Source organism: Pontitalea aquivivens (assembly GCF_046507575.1).
In the GTDB taxonomy this organism is placed as follows: domain Bacteria; phylum Pseudomonadota; class Alphaproteobacteria; order Rhodobacterales; family Rhodobacteraceae; genus Pontitalea; species Pontitalea aquivivens.
Genome location: NZ_JBKFEY010000021.1, coordinates 1 through 17,577, shown reverse-complemented (window position 1 = coordinate 17,577; position 17,577 = coordinate 1). Strand labels below are relative to the sequence as shown.

Here is a 17,577-nt window from a genome sequence, read left to right as displayed (position 1 = left end):
TGTGGATATGATTGGATAAGATTGGATTGATCCGGGAACGTCAAGAGGCTAGAACGAAGTCAGAACATTTTCGCGGGGGGAATCGGACGAAAATGCAGATCGAGAAGGCGTATTTCACGATCCCGGAGATCCTCAGCCGGTGGCACATTACCGAGGACGATCTGGTTTACCTTGCGGAGAATGATGAGCTGCGGCTTTCGATTCGCGTGTTCGGCCTTCCTCTGGAGTTCGGCGATTACGAAGAGGACGGGCAGGGGCGGCCGTTCCGGATCCCGTTCGATCGGCAGTATTTCAGCGGGGTGGTCGATCTGCATGCCTGTGATGTCTTTCATCTGTTTCGGTCCGGCGAGGCTCGTCTGAGCGACTTCCGCGCGCCCGATGCGGGATATGTGACGCTCTGGGGCGAGGTGGAGCCGCACTATGTGGTGATCGGGGATCTTCTGATGCGGCGTGCCGAGCGCGACCGTTATGAAATCAAGTCAGGGTTCTCTGCGGGCAGACAGATCGAAGACCGGACCTTCATCGCTTCGCGTGACTATTCGGAAGTGCGTTGCAACGGCCATCGGTTTCAACTGGGCCCGATTCAGGCCGCGGTCGTGCAGGCTCTGCATCGTGGTGCGCAGGCGGGCCAGCCCTGGCAGAACGGGAAATCCATCCTGTCGGAGGCGCGCTCGAAAAGCCTGCGGATGTCGGATGTGTTCAAGTCCAAGGACAACTGGCGCGATCTGATCCGGTCCGATCGGCGCGGGAACTATCGGCTCAACATCGACTGACCGCGCGGCGCCCCCTGCAAAAGGGGGACGGAAAGGGGATCGGCTGGGGGATGGAGGGGGATGGTGATCCCCCTCTCTGCATTTTCGGCCATGTTTCCCGCGCAATGGTGATCCCCCTCCGCATCCCCCGACGGTCCTGACGACATCCCAGAGCCGAGTTTCGCATTCTGGCTTCAGGCACAGACCTGGAGACGACGATGCAAGAGAAGATCTGCTTCACCCAAAAAGAGCTGGCGCGGCGCTGGACCTTGTCCCATCGCACGTTGGAGCGCTGGCGGTGGTCAGGCCAGGGGCCGGCCTACATGAAAATCGGCGGCCGGATCGTCTACCGGCTCGATGACATCCTGGCCTTCGAGAAAGAGCGGCTGCATCGGGCTGGAGGCCACGGCCATGCGAGGGTCGCGTGATGGCCGTCCCCGTATCCGAAATCACGCTGATAGCGTGGGTCGATGTCGCCGAGCCCGGCGCGCGGCTTGCCTATCACACGGGATGTCTGGTGGTCGACACGACGGCCAATGTCTCGAAACTCGCCCGATCCGAACTCGAGGGGCTGCGGGCCACCGCTGATGCGGCCTACCGGCTTTTCGAACTGGGCCGCGTCCATCTTGTCCAGGAACGCCTCGGTCCTGATCGGTTCGCCTATCTCGCCATCGCCCGCCCGCAAGAGGGCGCTGCCCGATGCGCCGCAGTGAAGCAACTCGCTGCGGCTGCCTGATCCATTCGTCGAAAAAGGGAAATCCCATGACTTACCCCGACAATGCCCCGCGCGTTGAGGACATGCTCAACATGCCCACAGGCGATCTGGCGCAGTTGCCCGTGGAGCTGCTGGCCTGCCTGCAGGCTGAACTGGATCATGCGGCCAAGCAGCTGAAGGCCGCGACCGCCCGCTTCAGCGCCGCGCTCGAGGTGCGCTACGCCACGCGCGCAGCCGAGGCCCGAAAAGCCTGTGGCAAGGACACCGGCACGGTCCGCCTTATAGATGGCGATTTCACCGTGGTCGCCGATCTGCCCAAGCGCGTCGATTGGGATCAGGAAAAGCTCGCACAGATTGCCGCCAACATCGCCAACAGCGGCGAGGACCCGGCGGAGTTCATCGACACCAAGCTGTCGGTCTCCGAGCGCAAATATGGCGCGCTGCCCGAGGCCTGGCGCAAGGGCTTCGAGCCCGCACGCACGGTCAAGACGGGCATGCTGAAGATCACGCTCGAGCCGAATGAGGCCACGTGATGACCGAGCTTGTTCCCATTTCACCCACCGCCTCCGATCTGCCAAGCCTGATCGACCGTGCGGCCAGCATGCTGGCCGGGGCCAAGACGGCGGCCGAGGTGCTCGAGGCGCGCGAATACGCTGGGCTCGCCTACGACACGGCCAAACGCGCCGCTCGCCTGAGCCGGGCCAAAGCCGCGCATGATGATCTGATCGCGGCGGCCCATCGCGCCCAGGCCGATGCGCTGGAAATCGAGGCCGCTGCCAAGCGCCGCCTTGCTGATGAATATGATGCGGCACAGGCGCGTGGCGAGGTGGCATCTGATGGGCGTCCCAAAACCGTTGTGGACGGCAACGGTATTCCCGCGACGGCCGCTGACCTTGGCCTGCGCCGGGATCAGATCCACGACGCGCGCCTGCTGCGCGACGCGGAAGCCGCTGACCCCGGCATCGTGCGCCGCACCCTCGATGAGAAACTCGAGCGCGGTGAAGAACCCACGCGCTCCGCGGTCCGCCGTGCGGCAGAGGATCGGCTCCAACGCTCGCTCGACCGGCTGCAGCGCATTCAGGAAAGCATCCGCCGTCTCGAGGGCAACCGCCCGCCGCCGCTGACGCCGGAAATGCGGGCCCGCCAGATCGCGGTGTTCGGGACCCAAGAGGATCGCGCGATCTGCGGCCGGATCGAAGAGATCATCGAGCGCATCGACGAACAGCCAAGCCCCGCAGAGGCGGTGCGCCGCGTTCCACCCGCGTCTCGCCATGCCGTCGATACCGCGCCGATCCGGCGCGCGGCGGCCTGGCTCACAGACTTCAGCACCCTTTACGAACAGGAGGTCCAAAATGGGACATATGCGACTGAATGATGTCGTCGCCGAGATCGTCGGCGAGGTGATCGCGGGGCGCGCGATCAACAAACGGCAAGCGGCGGTCAATCGCTGGGACGATATCGACGCGGACGGCCAATATCTGGCCGGTATTGACGGCGTTGTCGCTCGCATCGACACCCGTGCCCGCCGCCTGAAGCTCAGGGCAGAACAGGCAGCCACACCCGTGCAGGCCGAGCTGCCGTTTTCACTGCCGGTGGCTGTTGCCATGGATCTCGAAGGCACGACGCTGGTGTCCACACGCCAGCTGACGCGCGCCGAATTCGTGCGAGCCATCGAGATCCGCCACCTGCAAATTGCCCATGATAGTGCGGCTTTGCGCGAATGGCGCGAGGCTCTGCGGCAAGCCAGTCAGTTCTGGGAGGGAAACCCGGACTGGAGCTTCGGCGAGTGTCTGGATGCGATCCTAGCAAAGGGCGGCACCGCGCCCGGTGGGGAGGCTGTGCAATGACCACGCTTTCTCAGAACCCTGGCAATCCGGCGGCCGATCTCACTCGGATCGATGAAAAGCGCCGCGCGCTGCGGCTTCAGGCCCTCGCGTATCTCGATGAAGCCGACCGTCTGGATGCGCTCTACGCGGCTGTCACCGGCGAAAGGACGACCGTCCTTGCGGCAATTTCCAACGACAAACCTGACACGGGAGAGTTCTGATGGCGATTTCCCTCGCATCCCTGCGCACGACCTCTGCGCTGACGCCGCCGCGCATCCTGATCCATGGTGTGGCCGGGGTCGGCAAATCCACCTTCGCGGCCGATGCCGACCGGCCGGTGTTCATCATGACCGAGGACGGGCTCGGCAAACTCCAGGTGCCGCATTTTCCGCTGGCGACGAGTTACGCAGAAGTGGCCGGGGCCCTGGATGCGCTCCTGACCGAGGACCACGACTTCGGCACGGTGGTCATCGACAGCATCGACTGGCTGGAGCCGCTGATCTGGGCCGAGGCCTGCAACCGCAACGGCTGGGCCTCCATCGAGACGCCGGGCTTCGGCAAGGGCTATGGCGAAGCGCTGAATATCTGGCGCGAATATCTCGACAAGCTGAATGCGCTCCGGGACCAGAAGGGTATGGCGGTCATCCAGATTGCCCATACCGACATCAAGCGCTTCGACAGCCCCGAGCACGAGCCCTACGACCGCTATGTGATCAAGCTGCAGACCCGCGCCTCGGCGCTGCTGCAGGAGCATTCGGACGTCGTGCTCTTCGCCAACTATCAGATTTCCGTCGCGAAATCCGATGTCGGCTTCAACAAGAAGGTGACCCGGGCGCTCGGGTCCGGTGCGCGCGTCATGCACACCGAGGAGCGCCCCGCCTTCCTCGCCAAGAACCGTTACGGCTTGCCGGACACGCTGCCCCTCAGCTGGGCCGAGTTCATGGCGGCCATGCCCCAATCCGAATGATCCGCCTGAAAGGACAAGACCATGGCACGTTTCGACACGTCCTTTGACGCAACCAGCGTCGAGCCCACCACCGCCTACGAGCTGCTGCCCGCCGGCAAATATCGCGCCCAGATCGTCGAAAGCGAGATGCGCGTCACCCGCAACGGCATGGGCCAGTTCCTCTGGATGATGCTCGACATCCTCGAGGGCGAGCACAAGGGTCGCAAGATCTTCGATCAGCTGAACCTCGTGAACCCGAACCCGACCACCGTGGAGATCGCGCAGCGCACGCTGTCGGCCATCTGCCACGCGACCGGCAAGATGCATGTCAGCGACAGCGAGGAGCTGCACCTGATCCCGATGACGATCCAGGTGAAGATCAAGCCGCCGAAGAATGGCTACGGCGAGAGCAATGCCATCGCCTACCTGCCGCCCGAACGCGGCGCGGTGGCCCGCGCTGCCACGCCGGCCCCCGCTGCGCCCGCCACATCCGCGGCCCCGCCCAAGATGGCGTCTGCTCCCTGGAACAAGAAGGGCTGAGATCCCGCGCCGCCCTGAGCTGGTGACGGCTGGGGCGGTGCCTCCCGCAATCTGAGGATAATTCCATGACCGACATGACCAACGCGGCCCCTGTGGCCGTGATCAGTCCCGGCTTGCCTGATGATCAGCGCCGGTTGATCGAACTCGACGACGCCATTGCCAAGATCCGCACCCAGATCGCGACGGCCGATCTGGCCCGGCAGCGGGGCCATAAACCCATCGATCCGGACTGGTTTCACCGGGCACGCACGGCGCTGCGGCATCTGAGCCGCGAACGCGCGGAACTGCTGGCCAAAAGCACCGGCCGCCGCCGCCGCGAGAAGCTGAAGGACGCGCTGATCGGCGTCCTGCGCGAGCGCCATGATCCGGAAACCTGGGATGGCATCCTGGCCGAAGCGCAGGCCCGCAGCGAACGGGAGGGCCTGTGATGGCCGAGCTTCCCGATGCCCCCACGCCGACGCTGACGGCGATCTATGCCGATTACGAGGCCCGCCAGGCCGATGGTTTCCGCGACCATCTCGGCGCCTCGATCATCGGCAAGTCCTGCGCCCGCGCGCTCTGGTATGATTTCCGCTGGGTCACACCTGCGCGCCATTCTGGCCGCTTGTTGCGCCTCTTTGAAACCGGCCAGCTGGAAGAGGACCGTCTCGTGCGTAATCTGCGCGCGACTGGCGCGACGGTGCTCGAGGTGGATCCCGAAACCGGCCGCCAGTTCCGCGTCGAAGCGCATGGCGGGCATTTCGGCGGGTCGCTCGATGGTGTTGCCCTCGGCCTCCTCGAGGCGCCGAAAACCTGGCATGTGCTCGAGTTCAAGACCCATGGCGTCAAGAGCTTCAGCGAGCTGACCGCCAAGGGCGTGGTGCTGGCCAAGCCCCAGCACGCCGCGCAGATGCAGATCTACATGCATCTGACGGGGATCACCCGCGCGCTTTATGTGGCGGTCTGCAAGGACACCGACGCGCTGCATATCGAGCGCATCGAGGCTGATAGCGCCATGGCAGAACGCCTGCTGGACAAGGCCGGGCGCGTCATCTTCGCCCAGCATCCGCCCGCACGGATCAGCGAGGACCCGGCCTGGTTCGAATGCCGGTTCTGCGATCACCATGCCGCCTGTCATGAGGGCGGTGGGGCGGCCGTGACCTGCCGGTCCTGCCTGCATGCGACGCCGGTGGATGGTGGTTGGCACTGCGCCCGCCACGACCGGATGCTGGCCCCTGCGGAGCAGCGTGCGGCCTGCACCCGCCATCTCTTCATCCCCGATCTCGTCCCGGGCGCGGTCATCGATGCGGGCGACGATATCGTCACCTACCGCATGGCCGATGGCTCCACCTGGGCAAACGACGCCCGCACGACGGAGGCCGCGCCATGCTGACCCTGCGCCCCTATCAACAGGCCGCGATCACCTCGATCTACGGCTATTTCCACAACAACAAAGGCAATCCGCTGGTGGTGATCCCGACCGCCGGGGGCAAGAGCCTCGTCATGGCCGCATTCATTGAGGGCGTGCTGAAAGCCTGGCCCGACCAGCGCATCCTGATCGTGACCCATGTGCGCGAATTGATCGCCCAGAACCATGCCGAGATGATCGGCCTCTGGCCCGAGGCCCCGGCAGGCATCTATTCGACGGGATTGGGCAAGCGCGAGGCACAGGCCCGCATCCTCTTTGCGGGCATCCAGTCGATCCACCGCCGCGCGCAGGAGGTCGGCCACACCGATCTGGTCCTGATCGATGAGGCCCATCTCATCCCCGGCAATTCCAGCACCATGTATCGTCGGTTTCTGGACGGGCTGGCCCGGATCAACCCCGCTCTCAAGGTGATCGGGCTGACCGCCACGCCCTTCCGTCTCGACAGCGGCATGCTGCATGAGGGCAAGAACGCGCTCTTCACCGACATCGCCTACGAGGCCCCGGTGCGCGATCTGATCGACGCGGGCTATCTGAGCCCGCTCGTGTCGAAGCAGCCCGCCACGCGCCTCGATGTTTCGAAGGTCGGCACCCGTGCGGGCGATTTCATCCAGCGCGATCTGGCGGCAGCGGTCGACAAGGAGGCCATCACGCGCGCGGCGGTCACCGAGATCATCGAACATGGGCGGGAGCGCAATTCCTGGCTGGCCTTCTGCTCCGGCGTCGAGCACGCCCGCCATGTCGCCGAGGAATTTGGTCGACAGGGGATCAACTGCCGCACCATCTTTGGCGACACGCCGAAGGAGGAGCGCGATGCCATCATCGCCGCATTCAAGCGCGGCGAAATCCGTGCGCTGGCTTCGATGGGCGTGCTGACAACCGGCTTCAACGCCCCCGCCGTCGATCTGATCGCGCTCCTGCGCCCCACCAAGTCGGCAGGGCTCTATGTGCAGATGGTGGGCCGCGGCACCCGCCTCGCGCCGGGAAAGGAGAACTGCCTGGTCCTCGACTTCGCTGGCAATGTCCGCCGCCACGGGCCGATCGATCTGGTGCGGCCCAAACGGCCGGGTGACGGCGGCGGTGGTGAAGCCCCGACCAAGGTCTGCCCGATGTGCGAGAGCATCATCGCGCTCTCAGCGACGGAATGCCCGGATTGCGGCCATGTGTTCCCGGCCCGCGAGGTGAAAATCGCCCCCACGGCGGCCACGCTGCCGGTCCTGTCGCCGAAGGCGCAATGGCTGCCGGTTCATGGCGTGTCCTACAGCCGTCACGACAAGCTGGGCGGGCTCCCCTCGCTCAAGGTGACCTACAACTGCGGGCTCAAGTCCTACAGCGAATGGGTCTGCGTCGAGCATCAGGGCTATGCTCGCCAGAAGGCGGCTGAATGGTGGCGCAAGCGCGCCCCGGGCTGCTCGGTGCCGCTCAACGTCGATGAGGCGATCGCTCAGGCCACGCGTCTTGCACGTCCCAGTGCAATCTCGGTGCGTCCCTCGGGCCGCTATGTCGAAATCTCCGGCCACAGGTTTGACCCATGCGCGCACTCCAGCCCGGCCTCTGCGCCGTCTGCCACCGGCAACCTCGTGGGTTTGGCTGGTTCGACCGGGATTTCCACGTCTCCGACCCGCGGCGCGATGCCAGCCGCAAGCACCTCTGTAGCCGGAGCTGCCAGGACATCTGCCATGGGAGGAACGGCATGATCGATCCCACCCCAAACGAAGCCGAGGCGATGACCGTCGGCGGTCAGATGGGCGGCGAGTATCTCGAGAGTATCGGCAAGTCCGATCTCGCCACCCTGACCGGGACCGAATGGGACCGCTTCATCGATGCGGTCGTCACCGGATATTGCGACCACCTGCGCGAGCTTGCGGCCAAGGACCGCAAACGCCTCGACGCCATGACCCCCGAGGTGCCCTTCTAATGGCTGACACATCCTTCATGGCGCGCTTTGGCGCGCGGCTCGTCACCAATGGTTATGCCATCCTGCCCATCGGCCCGGGCACGAAAAAGCCCGGCCGCTTTCAGCGGGGGGCATGGGCGGACTATCCGGAATGGAACCGCCATGCGGAACGCGGCACCACCGAGGTCGAGGTGGCCACATGGGCAAGCTGGCCGGATTGCGGCATCGGGATTGTCGGTGGCGCCGTGGCGGCGGTGGATATCGACATTACCGAGGACGCGGAACTGGCTCTGCGGATCGAGCGGCTCGCCCGGGAACGTCTCGGCGATACGCCCGCCTTGCGCATTGGCCGGGCACCTAAGCGCATGCTGGTCTATCGCACTGCCGAGCCCTTCCGTGGCATCAAGCGCCATCCGCTGGAGGTGCTCTGCCTCGGGCAGCAGTTCCTGGCCTATGCCATCCACCCCGACACCGGCGCGCCCTACACTTGGCCCGAGGAGGGGTTGGCGGATATCGACATCACAGACCTGCCGGAAATCTCGGCCGAAGCAGCGGTGGCGTTTCTCGACGAGGCCTATGCATTGCTGCCAGAAAACCTGCGTCAGCGCGGGCTAGCCGCTATTTCGCCAGCGGCGGAGGCTCCACGCAGCCACGGCCAGATTGGCACTCTCCCGGCAATCGAGGCGGCGCTTGCCTGGCTGCCCAATGCAGAACTCGACTACGATAGCTGGATGCGCGTCGGCATGGCCCTGAAAGGGGCGCTCGGCGAGGCCGGGGCCGATCTCTTTGCTGACTGGTCAGCGCAGGCGACCAAGGATGTGCCCGCGACCACGATGAAGGCCTGGGCCAGCTTCAAGCCTGACCGGATTGGGGCTGGCACGATCTACCATCTCGCAATGGAACGCGGCTGGCAGCCTGAACCCGAGCTCCGCCTGGATGGCAGCCTGCCGGAGAATGGGGATCATCCTGCGGCGGGTCTGCTTGCACGGTTGGATGTGACAACATCTGCGGCGTCTCCGGCCCCAGCCGCACCGCCGTTCTCGCTGGCCATCCCTGACGGGTTGGTGGGCGATCTGACGGATTACATGCTGACCACAGCCCGGCGCCCACAGCCGCTCTTGTCGCTGGGGGCCAGCCTCTGTGCCATCGGTGCGCTTATGGGGCGGAATTACCGGACGGAGGGCAATCTGCGCTCGAACCTGTATGTCGTGGGCATCGCGGACAGCGGATCGGGCAAGAACCACGCGCGCGAGATCATCAACGAGACCTTCTTCGAGGCGGGGCTCGCCCATCATCTCGGCGGCAACAAGATCGCATCCGGCGCGGGGCTGCTGACCGCGCTGCACCGCCAGCCCGCGATTCTGTTCCAGATCGACGAATTCGGCATGTTCCTGTCGGCAGCGGCAGATCGCAAGCGCAGCCCGCGCCACATCACCGAGATCCTCGACAACATGACCGAGCTTTACACCTCGGCCGGCGGGATCTTCCTTGGCGCGGAATACGCAAACCGGGACGGCACCAACGAGCGGCGCGATATCAACCAGCCCTGCCTTTGCGTCTATGGCACCACGACGCCCTTGCACTTCTGGGGCGCGCTGCAGGGGGCGAACGTGGTGGACGGCTCGCTGGCCCGTTTCCTGATCCTGCCCAGCGACGAGGACTATCCCGACGAGAACATCGCCGTAGGCATCCGGCAGGCACCCCCAGCGCTCATCCATGGGCTGCAGTTGATCGCGGCGGGTGGGGGCGGCGCTAAGGGTAACCTGACCGGCAAGACCGCCGATCAGAACACCGCCGTAAACCCAATGATCGTGCCCATGACCGAGGAAGCCCGGGCCCGGTTTCGCCAACTCAGCATCGAGCTGACGGAGGAATTGCGCGCGGCGGCGGGCACGGCTTTCACGGCGATCCTCGCCCGTATCGGAGAAAATGCCCTGAAGCTTGCGCTGATCGTGGCGGTGGGGCGTGATCCGACCCGGCCCGAGATCGAGATTACGGCGGCGGAATGGGCCATCACCTTCGTGCGGCACTATGCACAGCGCACCATGGAAGCGGTCGAGCGGCATGTCGCGGACACCGAGACCGAGGCGCACCTGAAGCGTCTGAAGGAGATCATCCGGGCGTCAGGGGCCAAGGGCATCACCAAATCCGAGATCACCCGGGCCTCGCAGTGGCTGAAATCTCGCGATCGGGATGAAATCCTGCTCACCCTGATCGAGAGTGGGGATATCACCACCGGCATGCTGGATACCGGCGGTCGCAGGGCCATGGTCTACCGGTTGCTGACGTGATCCAGGGGCTTCCTTCAAAAACGGGGTTTCTTCAATTGAAAGAAGTCTGGGGTCAAGTAACTGTAAAGAAACGGCATTTTGACTTCCTTCACTTCTTTCAATCTTTCAAGAGGATCCCTGTATGTGTGTATCCTCGCGCGCGCGGTTAAAATTAAGGATGAGGTACCTCATGAAATAATTGAAATATTGAAAGAAGTTATATTATATATAGGGATCAACACCTTAGGGGCCAACTTCTTTCAAGAGACCCCGTTGAAGGAATTGAAAGAAGTCCCGGGCGGCCCGCTCGCCCCGCGCCTGACATGACCAGACCACCCTTCGGGGCCTGGCGAGACCGCAGCCTTCACCGGCCAGCCCTCCCGCCACGCTCGTCCAAGCGAAGAGGAGGTCGGCATGACCCAACCCGAAAACACCCCGCGCTGTGTGCTGGCGCTCGATCTCGGCACGACCACAGGCTGGGCGCTGCGCTGCCATGACGGGCTGATTACCAGCGGCACGGTCAGCTTCAAGCCCGGACGCTATGACGGCGGCGGCATGCGCTACCTGCGCTTCACCAACTGGCTGACCGAGATCGACCGGCTGTCCGGCCCGATCGGGGCGATCTGGTTCGAGGAAGTCCGCCGCCACGCAGGCACGGACGCGGCGCACGTTTATGGGGGGCTGTTGGCCACGCTGACAGCTTGGGCGGAGTTGCGTGGCGTGCCCTATCAGGGTGTTCCCGTCGGCACCATCAAACGCCACGCCACCGGCAAGGGCAACGCGAACAAGGACGCCATGATGGCGGCCGCCCGGGCACGCGGCTTCAGCCCCGCAGATGACAACGAGGCCGACGCCATCGCGCTCCTGCTCTGGGCGATCGAGACGAAAGGAGGGCTGGCGTGATGGGCATGCGCTTCACCCCCAGGGGCTATGGCGGCAAGCGCCGCGACCCCGAGCAGGTCAAGCGGGACGGCTGGCACGAGCAGGGCGTTCTGGCAGTCAACGTGGAGGACCAGCGGCTGACTTGGCCTGAGCGGGAATTGGTCGAGCAGTTGGGCGCCAAGCTTTACGGGCCGCGGGAAAAGGGCAGGGAGGTGCGCCATGGCTGACCGCATCTGGACCGCCGATGACGTGGCGGATCATTTCGAGGAAGCGTTCCGCACGCTGCGCAAGCTGCCGCCGGTGAAGGCACGCGGGTATTTCAGCGCCTGGCCGGCGGTCATGCGCACGCCCCGCGAAATCGCTGCGATGGAGCCCGAGCCGATGCGGGTCTGGCCCTCGGCCGCCGCAATCACCAGGCTTGAGCAGACCTTCGACTGGGTGCTCTGGATCGGGGAGGCTGAACGCAAGCTGGTCTGGGCCCGCGCGGCCCGCGTGCCGTGGAAGCAGATCTGCGTCGAGCATGCCTGCGATCGCACGACGGCGTGGCGGCGCTGGCAGCTGGCGCTGACCAAGATCGCGGCAAGACTGAACGCTGGTTGACACAAACGGGCTTGGCGGTCTTGATGGCCGCCAAGCCGTTGTAGGCCGTAAAAAAGTGTCAGAGACTTCTGGAAATCGGGAGGGGATCGAATGCTCAAACGCGAATTGGCCGCCAAGGTCGCAGCCGAAGCGCCGGGGTTGTCACGCGCTGATGCGGAAAAGGTTATCGACAGCGTGTTCGATGCGATCACGGAAGCTCTTTCGAGTGGCGGTCGGGTGGAGCTTCGTGGGTTTGGCGCCTTCTCGGTGCGCAGACGTAAAGCGCGCCTGGGGCGCAACCCACGCACGCAGGAAAGCGTCCAGGTTGACGAGAAGTGCGTGGCTGCCTTCAGGGCCGGAAAAGCGTTGCGGGATCGCCTGAACTCCAAGTGAGTCCAAAGTATTGCAACACTTTTCTTTTCGACACGTGCAACATATCCGTGCTATGCAGAAGGCATGATGGGGAGAGTGCGTCGGAAGACGCCTCTCCCCGTTCTCATTGGGGTGGATGCCCCACTGGACCCCAGGGTCCAGTCGGGAATCCAGTTGGGGTCCAGCGGTGGTGGGGAGAGGTTCGAACGGGTGGTTTTGCGGGGGTCAAATGCCCGCCGCTTGCCCTGCTGAAAACGCTCTCCGAAGGGTGAAAGAGGACGGTTTTTCGGGTGCAAATGGTGACCGGATGGCCGGAAAAACGCTCTCCGCCTTCCGCTAAGGCATTGATTTTACGGTTCCTTTCTGTTCACTTCCTATGCTGGGGGGCGCAGCGCGCAACTTCGCTAGCGTCAGGCTCGATTTTTTGGGAGTCCAGCGGAATCCAGAGTCGACCTCGTAGCGCCTGAAAGAGACGTAAAATCAAACAGATGCGAGTCCTCTGGGGGTGGATTTCAAAGTGGATTTTCTGGCCCCCGGAATCCAGTTGAAAGCCAAGGGAATCCACGGGGAGGGCACCTTGCCTCTGGCGAAGGTGTATCAACCCGGAAGCGGGTCTTTTGGTGTGTGCCTTTCGTCTCGTCTGATCGCCAGGAGCACCGAATGGCCTCCACAGCCCACGTCATTGGGAACGAAGCTTTCGACGTCCATTCCGACAGCATCGAGGCGCGCAGCGTATTCCGCCGGTGACAGGGATGCATGAAAGACGGCTCCACTGCCGACCCGTCCGACAACTTCCGCTTCATCAGGCCCCACAGTCACGAGGAGGGCGCCACCCGGTGCAATGTGGTGGGCGAGGCGCGGGATCACGGCGCGCTGCTCGTCTTTGGTCAGGTGGAAGAAACTGTCCCAGGCGACGATGCCTGCGAACTTCGTGGGGAGTTCGATCTCGCGCATGTCGGCGTCGATCCAACGCTTGTCCGGAAAGCGACGTCGTGCAATCGCCAACATGTTGCGCGAGAAATCGACGCCGGTCACGATACGACCCTGTTCGATCAGGTAGCGCGCGATAGGCTCTCCGGCGCCGCAACCGAGGTCTAGAACGCCGCTGCCCTTCGGGACATGGGCAAGCAGCCGATCAAGCCAGTATTTTTCGAACAGGACGCGGGACCGCGTTGTGTCCCAGTGCCCTGCATTGGCCTCATAAACGGCCCGGTGCGAGTGTCTGATCTCCTCCATGCCGGTTTTCTACAGCACCGGCGCGATGTGGGTCCACCCCGCTGCGCCCAACATCTCCAACAGGATCAATCACATGACCCTCGCCTTCGCCCCCGAGCGGATCGAGTCCTGGCCGCTTGCGCGGCTGCAGCCCTATGCGAAGAACGCGAAACTGCACGGCGCGGATCAGGTGGCGAAGATCGCCGCCAGCATGGCCGAGTTTGGCTGGACCGTGCCCTGCCTCGTTGGCGAGGACGGCGAGCTAATCGCCGGCCACGGCCGGGTGCTGGCCGCCACGCAGCTGGGGCTGACCGAGGCACCGGTGATCGTGCTGGGGCACCTGACCGAGGCGCAGCGCCGGGCCTATCGCATCGCGGATAACCGGCTGACAGAACTTGGGACCTGGAATGAGGCGCTGCTGTCGGCGGAATTGAATGACCTCCTAGCCGAGGATTTCGACCTGTCTCTGGTCGGCTTCTCTGACGGCGAGTTGGACAAGCTGCTGGCCTTCGTGCCGGAGGGGAGCGGGGAAGAAGAAGGTGGCGCCGGTGGCTCCGTGCCACCGGTGGTGATCCCGGAACCGCCGCGCAACCCGGCGTCGCGCACGGGCGATCTCTGGATCCTCGGGGATCACCGCTTGCTCTGCGGGGACAGCACGAACCACGCCGACGTGCGCCGGCTGATGAATGGCGAGCGGGCGATCCTGTTCGCGACCGACCCGCCTTATCTGGTGGATTACGACGGCTCGAACCACCCGACGCGCAACAAGGATTGGAGCCAGTCCTATGGCGTGACCTGGGACGACAGCAGCCAGGGGGCCGAACTCTACGACGGCTTCATCGCCGCCGCCGTGGCGGAAGCCATCACCGAAGATGCCGCTTGGTACTGCTGGCACGCCTCGCGCCGTCAGGCGATGCTGGAAGCCTGCTGGGAAAAGGCGGGCGCCTTCGTCCATCAGCAGATCATCTGGGTGAAGGACCGAGGGGTTCTGACCCGGTCGCATTATCTCTGGAAGCACGAGCCCTGTTTCATGGGCTGGCGCCGCCCGAACCGCCCGCCGAAGGTCGCCGAGCAGACGCTGCCCTCGACCTGGGAGATGCCCAGCTTTGCGAAGGACGAGCGTCCCGACCATCCGACTCCGAAACCGCTCGACGCCTTCGGGATCCCGATGCGCCAGCACGTCGCCCGTGGCGGCCTCTGCTATGAACCTTTCTCGGGTTCCGGGTCGCAGATCATGGCGGGCGAGGCCAACGGCCGTCGCGTCTTCGCGATGGAAATCAGTCCGGCTTACGTCGATGTCGCGGTGGAACGCTGGCAGGCGGAGACCGGCAAGGAGGCGATCCTCGACGGTGACGGTCGGACGTTTGCGCAGGTGATGGCCGAGCGGCTGGGCGAACCCACTGCCACGTCCGATGACGCTGCCGCCTGATGACGGCCTATTACAACGATGCCGACCCCGCGGCCTGCGCATGGCTGCGGGAACTGATCGCGGCCGGGCTGCTGCCGGATGGCGATGTCGACGGGCGGTCCATCCTGGATGTGGAGCCCGCCGACCTGCGCGGCTTCGCGCAATGTCATTTCTTCGCCGGGATCGGCGGCTGGCCCTACGCGCTGCGCCTTGCCGGCGTGGCGGAGGATCTGTCCGTCTGGACCGGCTCACCGCCCTGCCAGCCCTTCAGCCAGGCCGGACAGCGCAAGGGACAGGACGATGACCGCCATCTCGCGCCCGCCCTCCTGCGGCTCGTCGCAGCCTGCCGCCCGGAGTTCGTCTTCGGCGAGCAGGTCGCCAGCGCGGCAGTGCTCGGACCGGTTGGCGGTGCTGCTCGAACGGCAACTCGGGACGCGACTGGCTGGGCTTGGTTCGACGCTCTGGCGGATGCGCTGGAGGCGGCATCTTACGCCGTCGCAGCGGCCGATCTGCCGGCTGCGGGCATCGGCGCCCCGCACATCCGCCAGCGGTTGTTCTTCGGCGCCGTCGCACTGGACACTGGTGGGTTGGGCCACTGCCTCGGCGCGGGATCACAAGGACGGATCGGAATGCCTTGCGGTGCCGATCAACGCGCTGCTCGGTCGGCAGGTCTGGCTGGCGGGTTGGCCGACGGCGATGGCGGGCTCGCCGGCAACGGCGCGATACAACGCGGCAGGCAACACGGATGCGAGCCGCAGGACGGTGGCTCTGGTGGACTGGTCGACGCCCCCGCCTGGACCAGCGCGACGCACGGCGTCTGGCGAGACCCGGACTGGCTCCTCTGCCGCGATGGCCGCTGGCGGCCCATTGAGCCCGGAACATTCCCGCTGGCTGATGGGGTACCCGGCCGCATGGGGCTCCTGCGGGGCTACGGCAATGCAATCGTGCCGCCGCTCGCGGCGGAATTCGTGACGGCGTTTATGGAGAGCCTGCAATGAAGCAGAGCCGGATCATGTCGATGGTCGAGGCCGCGGCAAATGTTGCCGTCGGCTACCTTTTGGCCATCGCCACGCAGATCGTCGTGTTCCCGTGGTTCGGGATCGAGACCGGGCTCGCCGAGCATCTGACTATCGGCCTCGCCTTCACGGTCGTGAGCCTCGCACGTTCGTTTGCTTTGCGGCGAGTGTTTGAGGCGATCCGGATGCGGTAGTCGTCGTCCGATATGCGGGTCAAGGTGGATGTCAGATGATGCCGTGTTGCTTCAGAAGCGCCTGCTCATCGCCGGACACCCAACCAAATACCTTCGCGTGACCATCCAGAACCTGAACGAGATAGTGGACATCGAAATCAATCGCCGTTTCGGGGAGATCGTCCCTGGCATATGTCGCTGTCCAGGAAACGTGGGCAACGCAATGAAGTTCATCTATTCGAGACAGTCGGATGCCACGAATCCGCATTCGTTGAGTGCCGATTTCCTTATAATGATCATAGCCTTGGACCATTGACCGCACGAGCGTTTGGTCATTCTTTCCCGCCATGACACCGGCAGGGGTAGCCGCGATAAATTCGGATGCATACAGGTCCGCAACTTCGTGCTCGTTGAAGTCACCAGTGAGAGAACGCTGGAACAAGGCCTCGTATCGCTCGAACAGCTTCTGCACTTCTTCGTCCATCGGCTCCCTCCACAAGGCAAAAGATTGCAGGGAGCATCGCACTCATCGCACTGTCAAACAATGTTGCCACAGGTTGTTTGCGTGATGTGCACGATGGACCCGCGCGAGAGACCGCCGCCCGGGGAAACGGCGGCCATCACCTTGTCGGGGTCGCTTGCGTTAGGCGGCAGGGAGTTTGTACACCCGCCCTCTGGCCTCGTCCTTCACGGACGTCACCGCGAGCCCGAGGCGTTTTTTCAGGACGCCGGCCATGGCTCCACGTACGGTGTTCGTGTTCCATTCCGTAGCCGCGCTGAGTTCCTCGATGGTCGCGCCCTCGGGCCGGCGCAGCATGGTGATCAGGGTGGCTTGCTTGGTGCCCTCGCGCGGCTTGCGTGCCGTCGCCGCTTTGCTGGCGTCGTTCGTCGCGTCTGCGGCCGGGGTCACGTCCTTGGGTTCGGTGCGCTTGCTCATCGGGTCGTCTCCTGTGATGGGGCCGCGCCCATCGCAGCCTCCTACGGCCCTGAGCCCGCCATTCGGCGGGCTGATCTTGGCGATCGCGCTGGGTCAACCGGTGTGCTCGCCTTCCCCGAACGCGGCGTCGGTGATTTCGCGCAGCCTGGTGCGGTACTGCTCCAGCGAGCCGACATGGCCCCAGGTGATTTCCTCGGGCTGGGCGTTGAAATGCTCGGCGCTGAGCGCGGCGAGTCGTGCCAGCATCGTGTCGATGTCGCGCTTTGCGGCGATGAAGGCATCGAGGGCGTCTGCGGATCGGGTGGCACGGCGGGTCATCGGGCGGGCTCCGGGGCTGAGTTGCGTGGTCCTTGTGACAGAAAGCTTCGCTCTGTGGCGGGAGCTTATCAACGCAATAAGTACATGATCTGGAACGATAATCGGAGTACGCCATGCAAGGCCTGAGCGAGCGCCAGTATGCCGCCCGGGTGGGCCTGTCGCGCGGCGCGATCCAGAAGGCGAAGGAGGCGGGGCGGCTTGTGCTCTTCGCCGATGGCAGCATCGATGCCGCCGCCTCCGACCAGCGCCGCGCCGAGATGACAGACCCCGCCAAATCCCGTGCGGCGGCAAAACCGGCTGCCCCGGCCGCGCCGACGCTGAAACCC

25 protein-coding genes and 1 pseudogene are annotated in these 17,577 nt (G+C 64.6%); 22 read left to right on the top strand and 4 right to left on the bottom strand.

Features of this window, described 5'->3' with window-relative positions:
- The first annotated feature begins 92 nt into the window (after positions 1-92).
- From ACK8OU_RS16090 to ACK8OU_RS16005, 18 genes are all read left to right on the top strand, one after another.
- Positions 93-773, top strand: a complete 681-nt coding sequence (locus ACK8OU_RS16090) for a hypothetical protein (RefSeq protein ID WP_410304433.1) — start codon at positions 93-95, stop codon at positions 771-773.
- 197 nt (positions 774-970) lie between these two features.
- Positions 971-1,180, top strand: coding sequence for a helix-turn-helix transcriptional regulator (locus tag ACK8OU_RS16085; protein WP_410304432.1), 210 nt, complete (start codon positions 971-973; stop codon positions 1,178-1,180).
- A complete protein-coding gene (locus tag ACK8OU_RS16080) occupies positions 1,180-1,488 on the top strand; it encodes a hypothetical protein (protein WP_410304431.1) in 309 nt (102 codons plus the stop codon). The genes ACK8OU_RS16085 and ACK8OU_RS16080 overlap by 1 nt, the downstream gene beginning before the upstream one ends.
- A 26-nt stretch (positions 1,489-1,514) precedes the next feature.
- The gene (locus tag ACK8OU_RS16075) at positions 1,515-2,000 is read left to right on the top strand and encodes a hypothetical protein (protein WP_410304430.1); all 486 of its coding nucleotides are present in this window, start codon (positions 1,515-1,517) and stop codon (positions 1,998-2,000) included.
- On the top strand, positions 2,000-2,842 hold the full coding sequence (locus ACK8OU_RS16070; RefSeq protein ID WP_410304429.1) for a hypothetical protein: 843 nt from the start codon (positions 2,000-2,002) through the stop codon (positions 2,840-2,842). The genes ACK8OU_RS16075 and ACK8OU_RS16070 overlap by 1 nt, the downstream gene beginning before the upstream one ends.
- Entirely contained in the window at positions 2,820-3,314 is a 495-nt protein-coding gene (locus tag ACK8OU_RS16065) for a hypothetical protein (protein WP_410304428.1), read from the top strand. Before ACK8OU_RS16070 ends, ACK8OU_RS16065 begins: the two co-directional genes overlap by 23 nt.
- Positions 3,311-3,514: a hypothetical protein gene (locus ACK8OU_RS16060; RefSeq protein WP_410304427.1), complete on the top strand. Its 204-nt coding sequence runs from the start codon at positions 3,311-3,313 to the stop codon at positions 3,512-3,514. Before ACK8OU_RS16065 ends, ACK8OU_RS16060 begins: the two co-directional genes overlap by 4 nt.
- Entirely contained in the window at positions 3,514-4,260 is a 747-nt protein-coding gene (locus ACK8OU_RS16055) for an ATP-binding protein (protein WP_410304426.1), read from the top strand. The genes ACK8OU_RS16060 and ACK8OU_RS16055 overlap by 1 nt, the downstream gene beginning before the upstream one ends.
- Positions 4,261-4,281: 21 nt before the next feature.
- Positions 4,282-4,779: a DUF669 domain-containing protein gene (locus ACK8OU_RS16050; RefSeq protein ID WP_410304425.1), complete on the top strand. Its 498-nt coding sequence runs from the start codon at positions 4,282-4,284 to the stop codon at positions 4,777-4,779.
- Positions 4,780-4,844: 65 nt separating this feature from the next.
- Positions 4,845-5,207: a hypothetical protein gene (locus ACK8OU_RS16045; protein ID WP_410304424.1), complete on the top strand. Its 363-nt coding sequence runs from the start codon at positions 4,845-4,847 to the stop codon at positions 5,205-5,207.
- Positions 5,207-6,151, top strand: coding sequence for a PDDEXK family nuclease (locus ACK8OU_RS16040; protein ID WP_410304423.1), 945 nt, complete (start codon positions 5,207-5,209; stop codon positions 6,149-6,151). Before ACK8OU_RS16045 ends, ACK8OU_RS16040 begins: the two co-directional genes overlap by 1 nt.
- A complete protein-coding gene (locus tag ACK8OU_RS16035; protein WP_410304422.1) occupies positions 6,145-7,881 on the top strand; it encodes a DEAD/DEAH box helicase in 1,737 nt (578 codons plus the stop codon). Before ACK8OU_RS16040 ends, ACK8OU_RS16035 begins: the two co-directional genes overlap by 7 nt.
- Positions 7,878-8,102 (top strand): DUF6511 domain-containing protein, encoded by a 225-nt coding sequence (locus tag ACK8OU_RS16030; RefSeq protein ID WP_410304421.1) that lies wholly within the window; start codon positions 7,878-7,880, stop codon positions 8,100-8,102. Before ACK8OU_RS16035 ends, ACK8OU_RS16030 begins: the two co-directional genes overlap by 4 nt.
- The gene (locus ACK8OU_RS16025) at positions 8,102-10,372 is read left to right on the top strand and encodes a PriCT-2 domain-containing protein (protein ID WP_410304420.1); all 2,271 of its coding nucleotides are present in this window, start codon (positions 8,102-8,104) and stop codon (positions 10,370-10,372) included. Before ACK8OU_RS16030 ends, ACK8OU_RS16025 begins: the two co-directional genes overlap by 1 nt.
- 393 nt (positions 10,373-10,765) lie before the next feature.
- Positions 10,766-11,254, top strand: coding sequence for a hypothetical protein (locus ACK8OU_RS16020; RefSeq protein WP_410304419.1), 489 nt, complete (start codon positions 10,766-10,768; stop codon positions 11,252-11,254).
- Positions 11,254-11,460: a hypothetical protein gene (locus ACK8OU_RS16015; RefSeq protein WP_410304418.1), complete on the top strand. Its 207-nt coding sequence runs from the start codon at positions 11,254-11,256 to the stop codon at positions 11,458-11,460. The genes ACK8OU_RS16020 and ACK8OU_RS16015 overlap by 1 nt, the downstream gene beginning before the upstream one ends.
- Positions 11,453-11,833, top strand: coding sequence for a DUF6362 family protein (locus ACK8OU_RS16010; RefSeq protein WP_410304417.1), 381 nt, complete (start codon positions 11,453-11,455; stop codon positions 11,831-11,833). Before ACK8OU_RS16015 ends, ACK8OU_RS16010 begins: the two co-directional genes overlap by 8 nt.
- Before the next feature lie 90 nt (positions 11,834-11,923).
- Positions 11,924-12,205 carry an HU family DNA-binding protein gene (locus tag ACK8OU_RS16005; protein WP_410304416.1) on the top strand — a complete coding sequence of 94 codons (282 nt, stop codon included), beginning with the start codon at positions 11,924-11,926 and terminating at the stop codon, positions 12,203-12,205.
- Between the two features lie 576 nt (positions 12,206-12,781).
- Here the strand turns inward: ACK8OU_RS16005 and ACK8OU_RS16000 are convergent.
- Positions 12,782-13,315, bottom strand: coding sequence for a class I SAM-dependent methyltransferase (locus ACK8OU_RS16000; RefSeq protein ID WP_410304459.1), 534 nt, complete (start codon positions 13,313-13,315; stop codon positions 12,782-12,784).
- Positions 13,316-13,493: 178 nt separating this feature from the next.
- Here ACK8OU_RS16000 and ACK8OU_RS15995 point away from each other — a divergent pair, with 178 nt between their 5' ends.
- From ACK8OU_RS15995 to ACK8OU_RS15985, 3 genes are read left to right on the top strand one after another with little or no spacing between them, the layout of a single operon-like run.
- Entirely contained in the window at positions 13,494-14,828 is a 1,335-nt protein-coding gene (locus tag ACK8OU_RS15995; RefSeq protein ID WP_410304458.1) for a site-specific DNA-methyltransferase, read from the top strand.
- A complete protein-coding gene (locus ACK8OU_RS15990; protein ID WP_410304415.1) occupies positions 14,828-15,805 on the top strand; it encodes a DNA cytosine methyltransferase in 978 nt (325 codons plus the stop codon). Before ACK8OU_RS15995 ends, ACK8OU_RS15990 begins: the two co-directional genes overlap by 1 nt.
- Positions 15,802-16,017, top strand: a complete 216-nt coding sequence (locus ACK8OU_RS15985; protein WP_410304414.1) for a DUF7220 family protein — start codon at positions 15,802-15,804, stop codon at positions 16,015-16,017. Before ACK8OU_RS15990 ends, ACK8OU_RS15985 begins: the two co-directional genes overlap by 4 nt.
- 31 nt (positions 16,018-16,048) lie before the next feature.
- On the opposite strand, the gene ACK8OU_RS15980 is transcribed toward ACK8OU_RS15985, so the two are convergent.
- The 3 genes from ACK8OU_RS15980 to ACK8OU_RS15970 all read right to left on the bottom strand — a co-directional run bounded on the left by ACK8OU_RS15980 (position 16,049) and on the right by ACK8OU_RS15970 (position 17,251).
- Positions 16,049-16,480 (bottom strand): nuclear transport factor 2 family protein, encoded by a 432-nt coding sequence (locus ACK8OU_RS15980; RefSeq protein ID WP_410304413.1) that lies wholly within the window; start codon positions 16,478-16,480, stop codon positions 16,049-16,051.
- A 159-nt stretch (positions 16,481-16,639) separates the two neighbouring features.
- Complete coding sequence (locus ACK8OU_RS15975; RefSeq protein WP_410304412.1) at positions 16,640-16,933, bottom strand: DUF3489 domain-containing protein; 294 nt, start codon at positions 16,931-16,933, stop codon at positions 16,640-16,642.
- 93 nt (positions 16,934-17,026) lie between these two features.
- On the bottom strand, positions 17,027-17,251 hold the full coding sequence (locus ACK8OU_RS15970; protein ID WP_410304411.1) for a hypothetical protein: 225 nt from the start codon (positions 17,249-17,251) through the stop codon (positions 17,027-17,029).
- Between the two features lie 113 nt (positions 17,252-17,364).
- Between ACK8OU_RS15970 and ACK8OU_RS15965 the strand changes: the two are divergent.
- Positions 17,365-17,577, top strand: a pseudogene (locus tag ACK8OU_RS15965) (hypothetical protein); the annotation flags it as partial.

Coding starts and splice junctions, on each gene's coding strand:
- ACK8OU_RS16090 (WP_410304433.1), top strand. CDS start 93: ATGCAGATCGAGAAGGCGTATTTCACGATCCCGGAGATCCTCAGCCGG.
- ACK8OU_RS16085 (WP_410304432.1), top strand. CDS start 971: ATGCAAGAGAAGATCTGCTTCACCCAAAAAGAGCTGGCGCGGCGCTGG.
- ACK8OU_RS16080 (WP_410304431.1), top strand. CDS start 1,180: ATGGCCGTCCCCGTATCCGAAATCACGCTGATAGCGTGGGTCGATGTC.
- ACK8OU_RS16075 (WP_410304430.1), top strand. CDS start 1,515: ATGACTTACCCCGACAATGCCCCGCGCGTTGAGGACATGCTCAACATG.
- ACK8OU_RS16070 (WP_410304429.1), top strand. CDS start 2,000: ATGACCGAGCTTGTTCCCATTTCACCCACCGCCTCCGATCTGCCAAGC.
- ACK8OU_RS16065 (WP_410304428.1), top strand. CDS start 2,820: ATGGGACATATGCGACTGAATGATGTCGTCGCCGAGATCGTCGGCGAG.
- ACK8OU_RS16060 (WP_410304427.1), top strand. CDS start 3,311: ATGACCACGCTTTCTCAGAACCCTGGCAATCCGGCGGCCGATCTCACT.
- ACK8OU_RS16055 (WP_410304426.1), top strand. CDS start 3,514: ATGGCGATTTCCCTCGCATCCCTGCGCACGACCTCTGCGCTGACGCCG.
- ACK8OU_RS16050 (WP_410304425.1), top strand. CDS start 4,282: ATGGCACGTTTCGACACGTCCTTTGACGCAACCAGCGTCGAGCCCACC.
- ACK8OU_RS16045 (WP_410304424.1), top strand. CDS start 4,845: ATGACCGACATGACCAACGCGGCCCCTGTGGCCGTGATCAGTCCCGGC.
- ACK8OU_RS16040 (WP_410304423.1), top strand. CDS start 5,207: ATGGCCGAGCTTCCCGATGCCCCCACGCCGACGCTGACGGCGATCTAT.
- ACK8OU_RS16035 (WP_410304422.1), top strand. CDS start 6,145: ATGCTGACCCTGCGCCCCTATCAACAGGCCGCGATCACCTCGATCTAC.
- ACK8OU_RS16030 (WP_410304421.1), top strand. CDS start 7,878: ATGATCGATCCCACCCCAAACGAAGCCGAGGCGATGACCGTCGGCGGT.
- ACK8OU_RS16025 (WP_410304420.1), top strand. CDS start 8,102: ATGGCTGACACATCCTTCATGGCGCGCTTTGGCGCGCGGCTCGTCACC.
- ACK8OU_RS16020 (WP_410304419.1), top strand. CDS start 10,766: ATGACCCAACCCGAAAACACCCCGCGCTGTGTGCTGGCGCTCGATCTC.
- ACK8OU_RS16015 (WP_410304418.1), top strand. CDS start 11,254: ATGGGCATGCGCTTCACCCCCAGGGGCTATGGCGGCAAGCGCCGCGAC.
- ACK8OU_RS16010 (WP_410304417.1), top strand. CDS start 11,453: ATGGCTGACCGCATCTGGACCGCCGATGACGTGGCGGATCATTTCGAG.
- ACK8OU_RS16005 (WP_410304416.1), top strand. CDS start 11,924: ATGCTCAAACGCGAATTGGCCGCCAAGGTCGCAGCCGAAGCGCCGGGG.
- ACK8OU_RS15995 (WP_410304458.1), top strand. CDS start 13,494: ATGACCCTCGCCTTCGCCCCCGAGCGGATCGAGTCCTGGCCGCTTGCG.
- ACK8OU_RS15990 (WP_410304415.1), top strand. CDS start 14,828: ATGACGGCCTATTACAACGATGCCGACCCCGCGGCCTGCGCATGGCTG.
- ACK8OU_RS15985 (WP_410304414.1), top strand. CDS start 15,802: ATGAAGCAGAGCCGGATCATGTCGATGGTCGAGGCCGCGGCAAATGTT.
- ACK8OU_RS15980 (WP_410304413.1), bottom strand. CDS start 16,480: ATGGACGAAGAAGTGCAGAAGCTGTTCGAGCGATACGAGGCCTTGTTC.
- ACK8OU_RS15975 (WP_410304412.1), bottom strand. CDS start 16,933: ATGAGCAAGCGCACCGAACCCAAGGACGTGACCCCGGCCGCAGACGCG.
- ACK8OU_RS15970 (WP_410304411.1), bottom strand. CDS start 17,251: ATGACCCGCCGTGCCACCCGATCCGCAGACGCCCTCGATGCCTTCATC.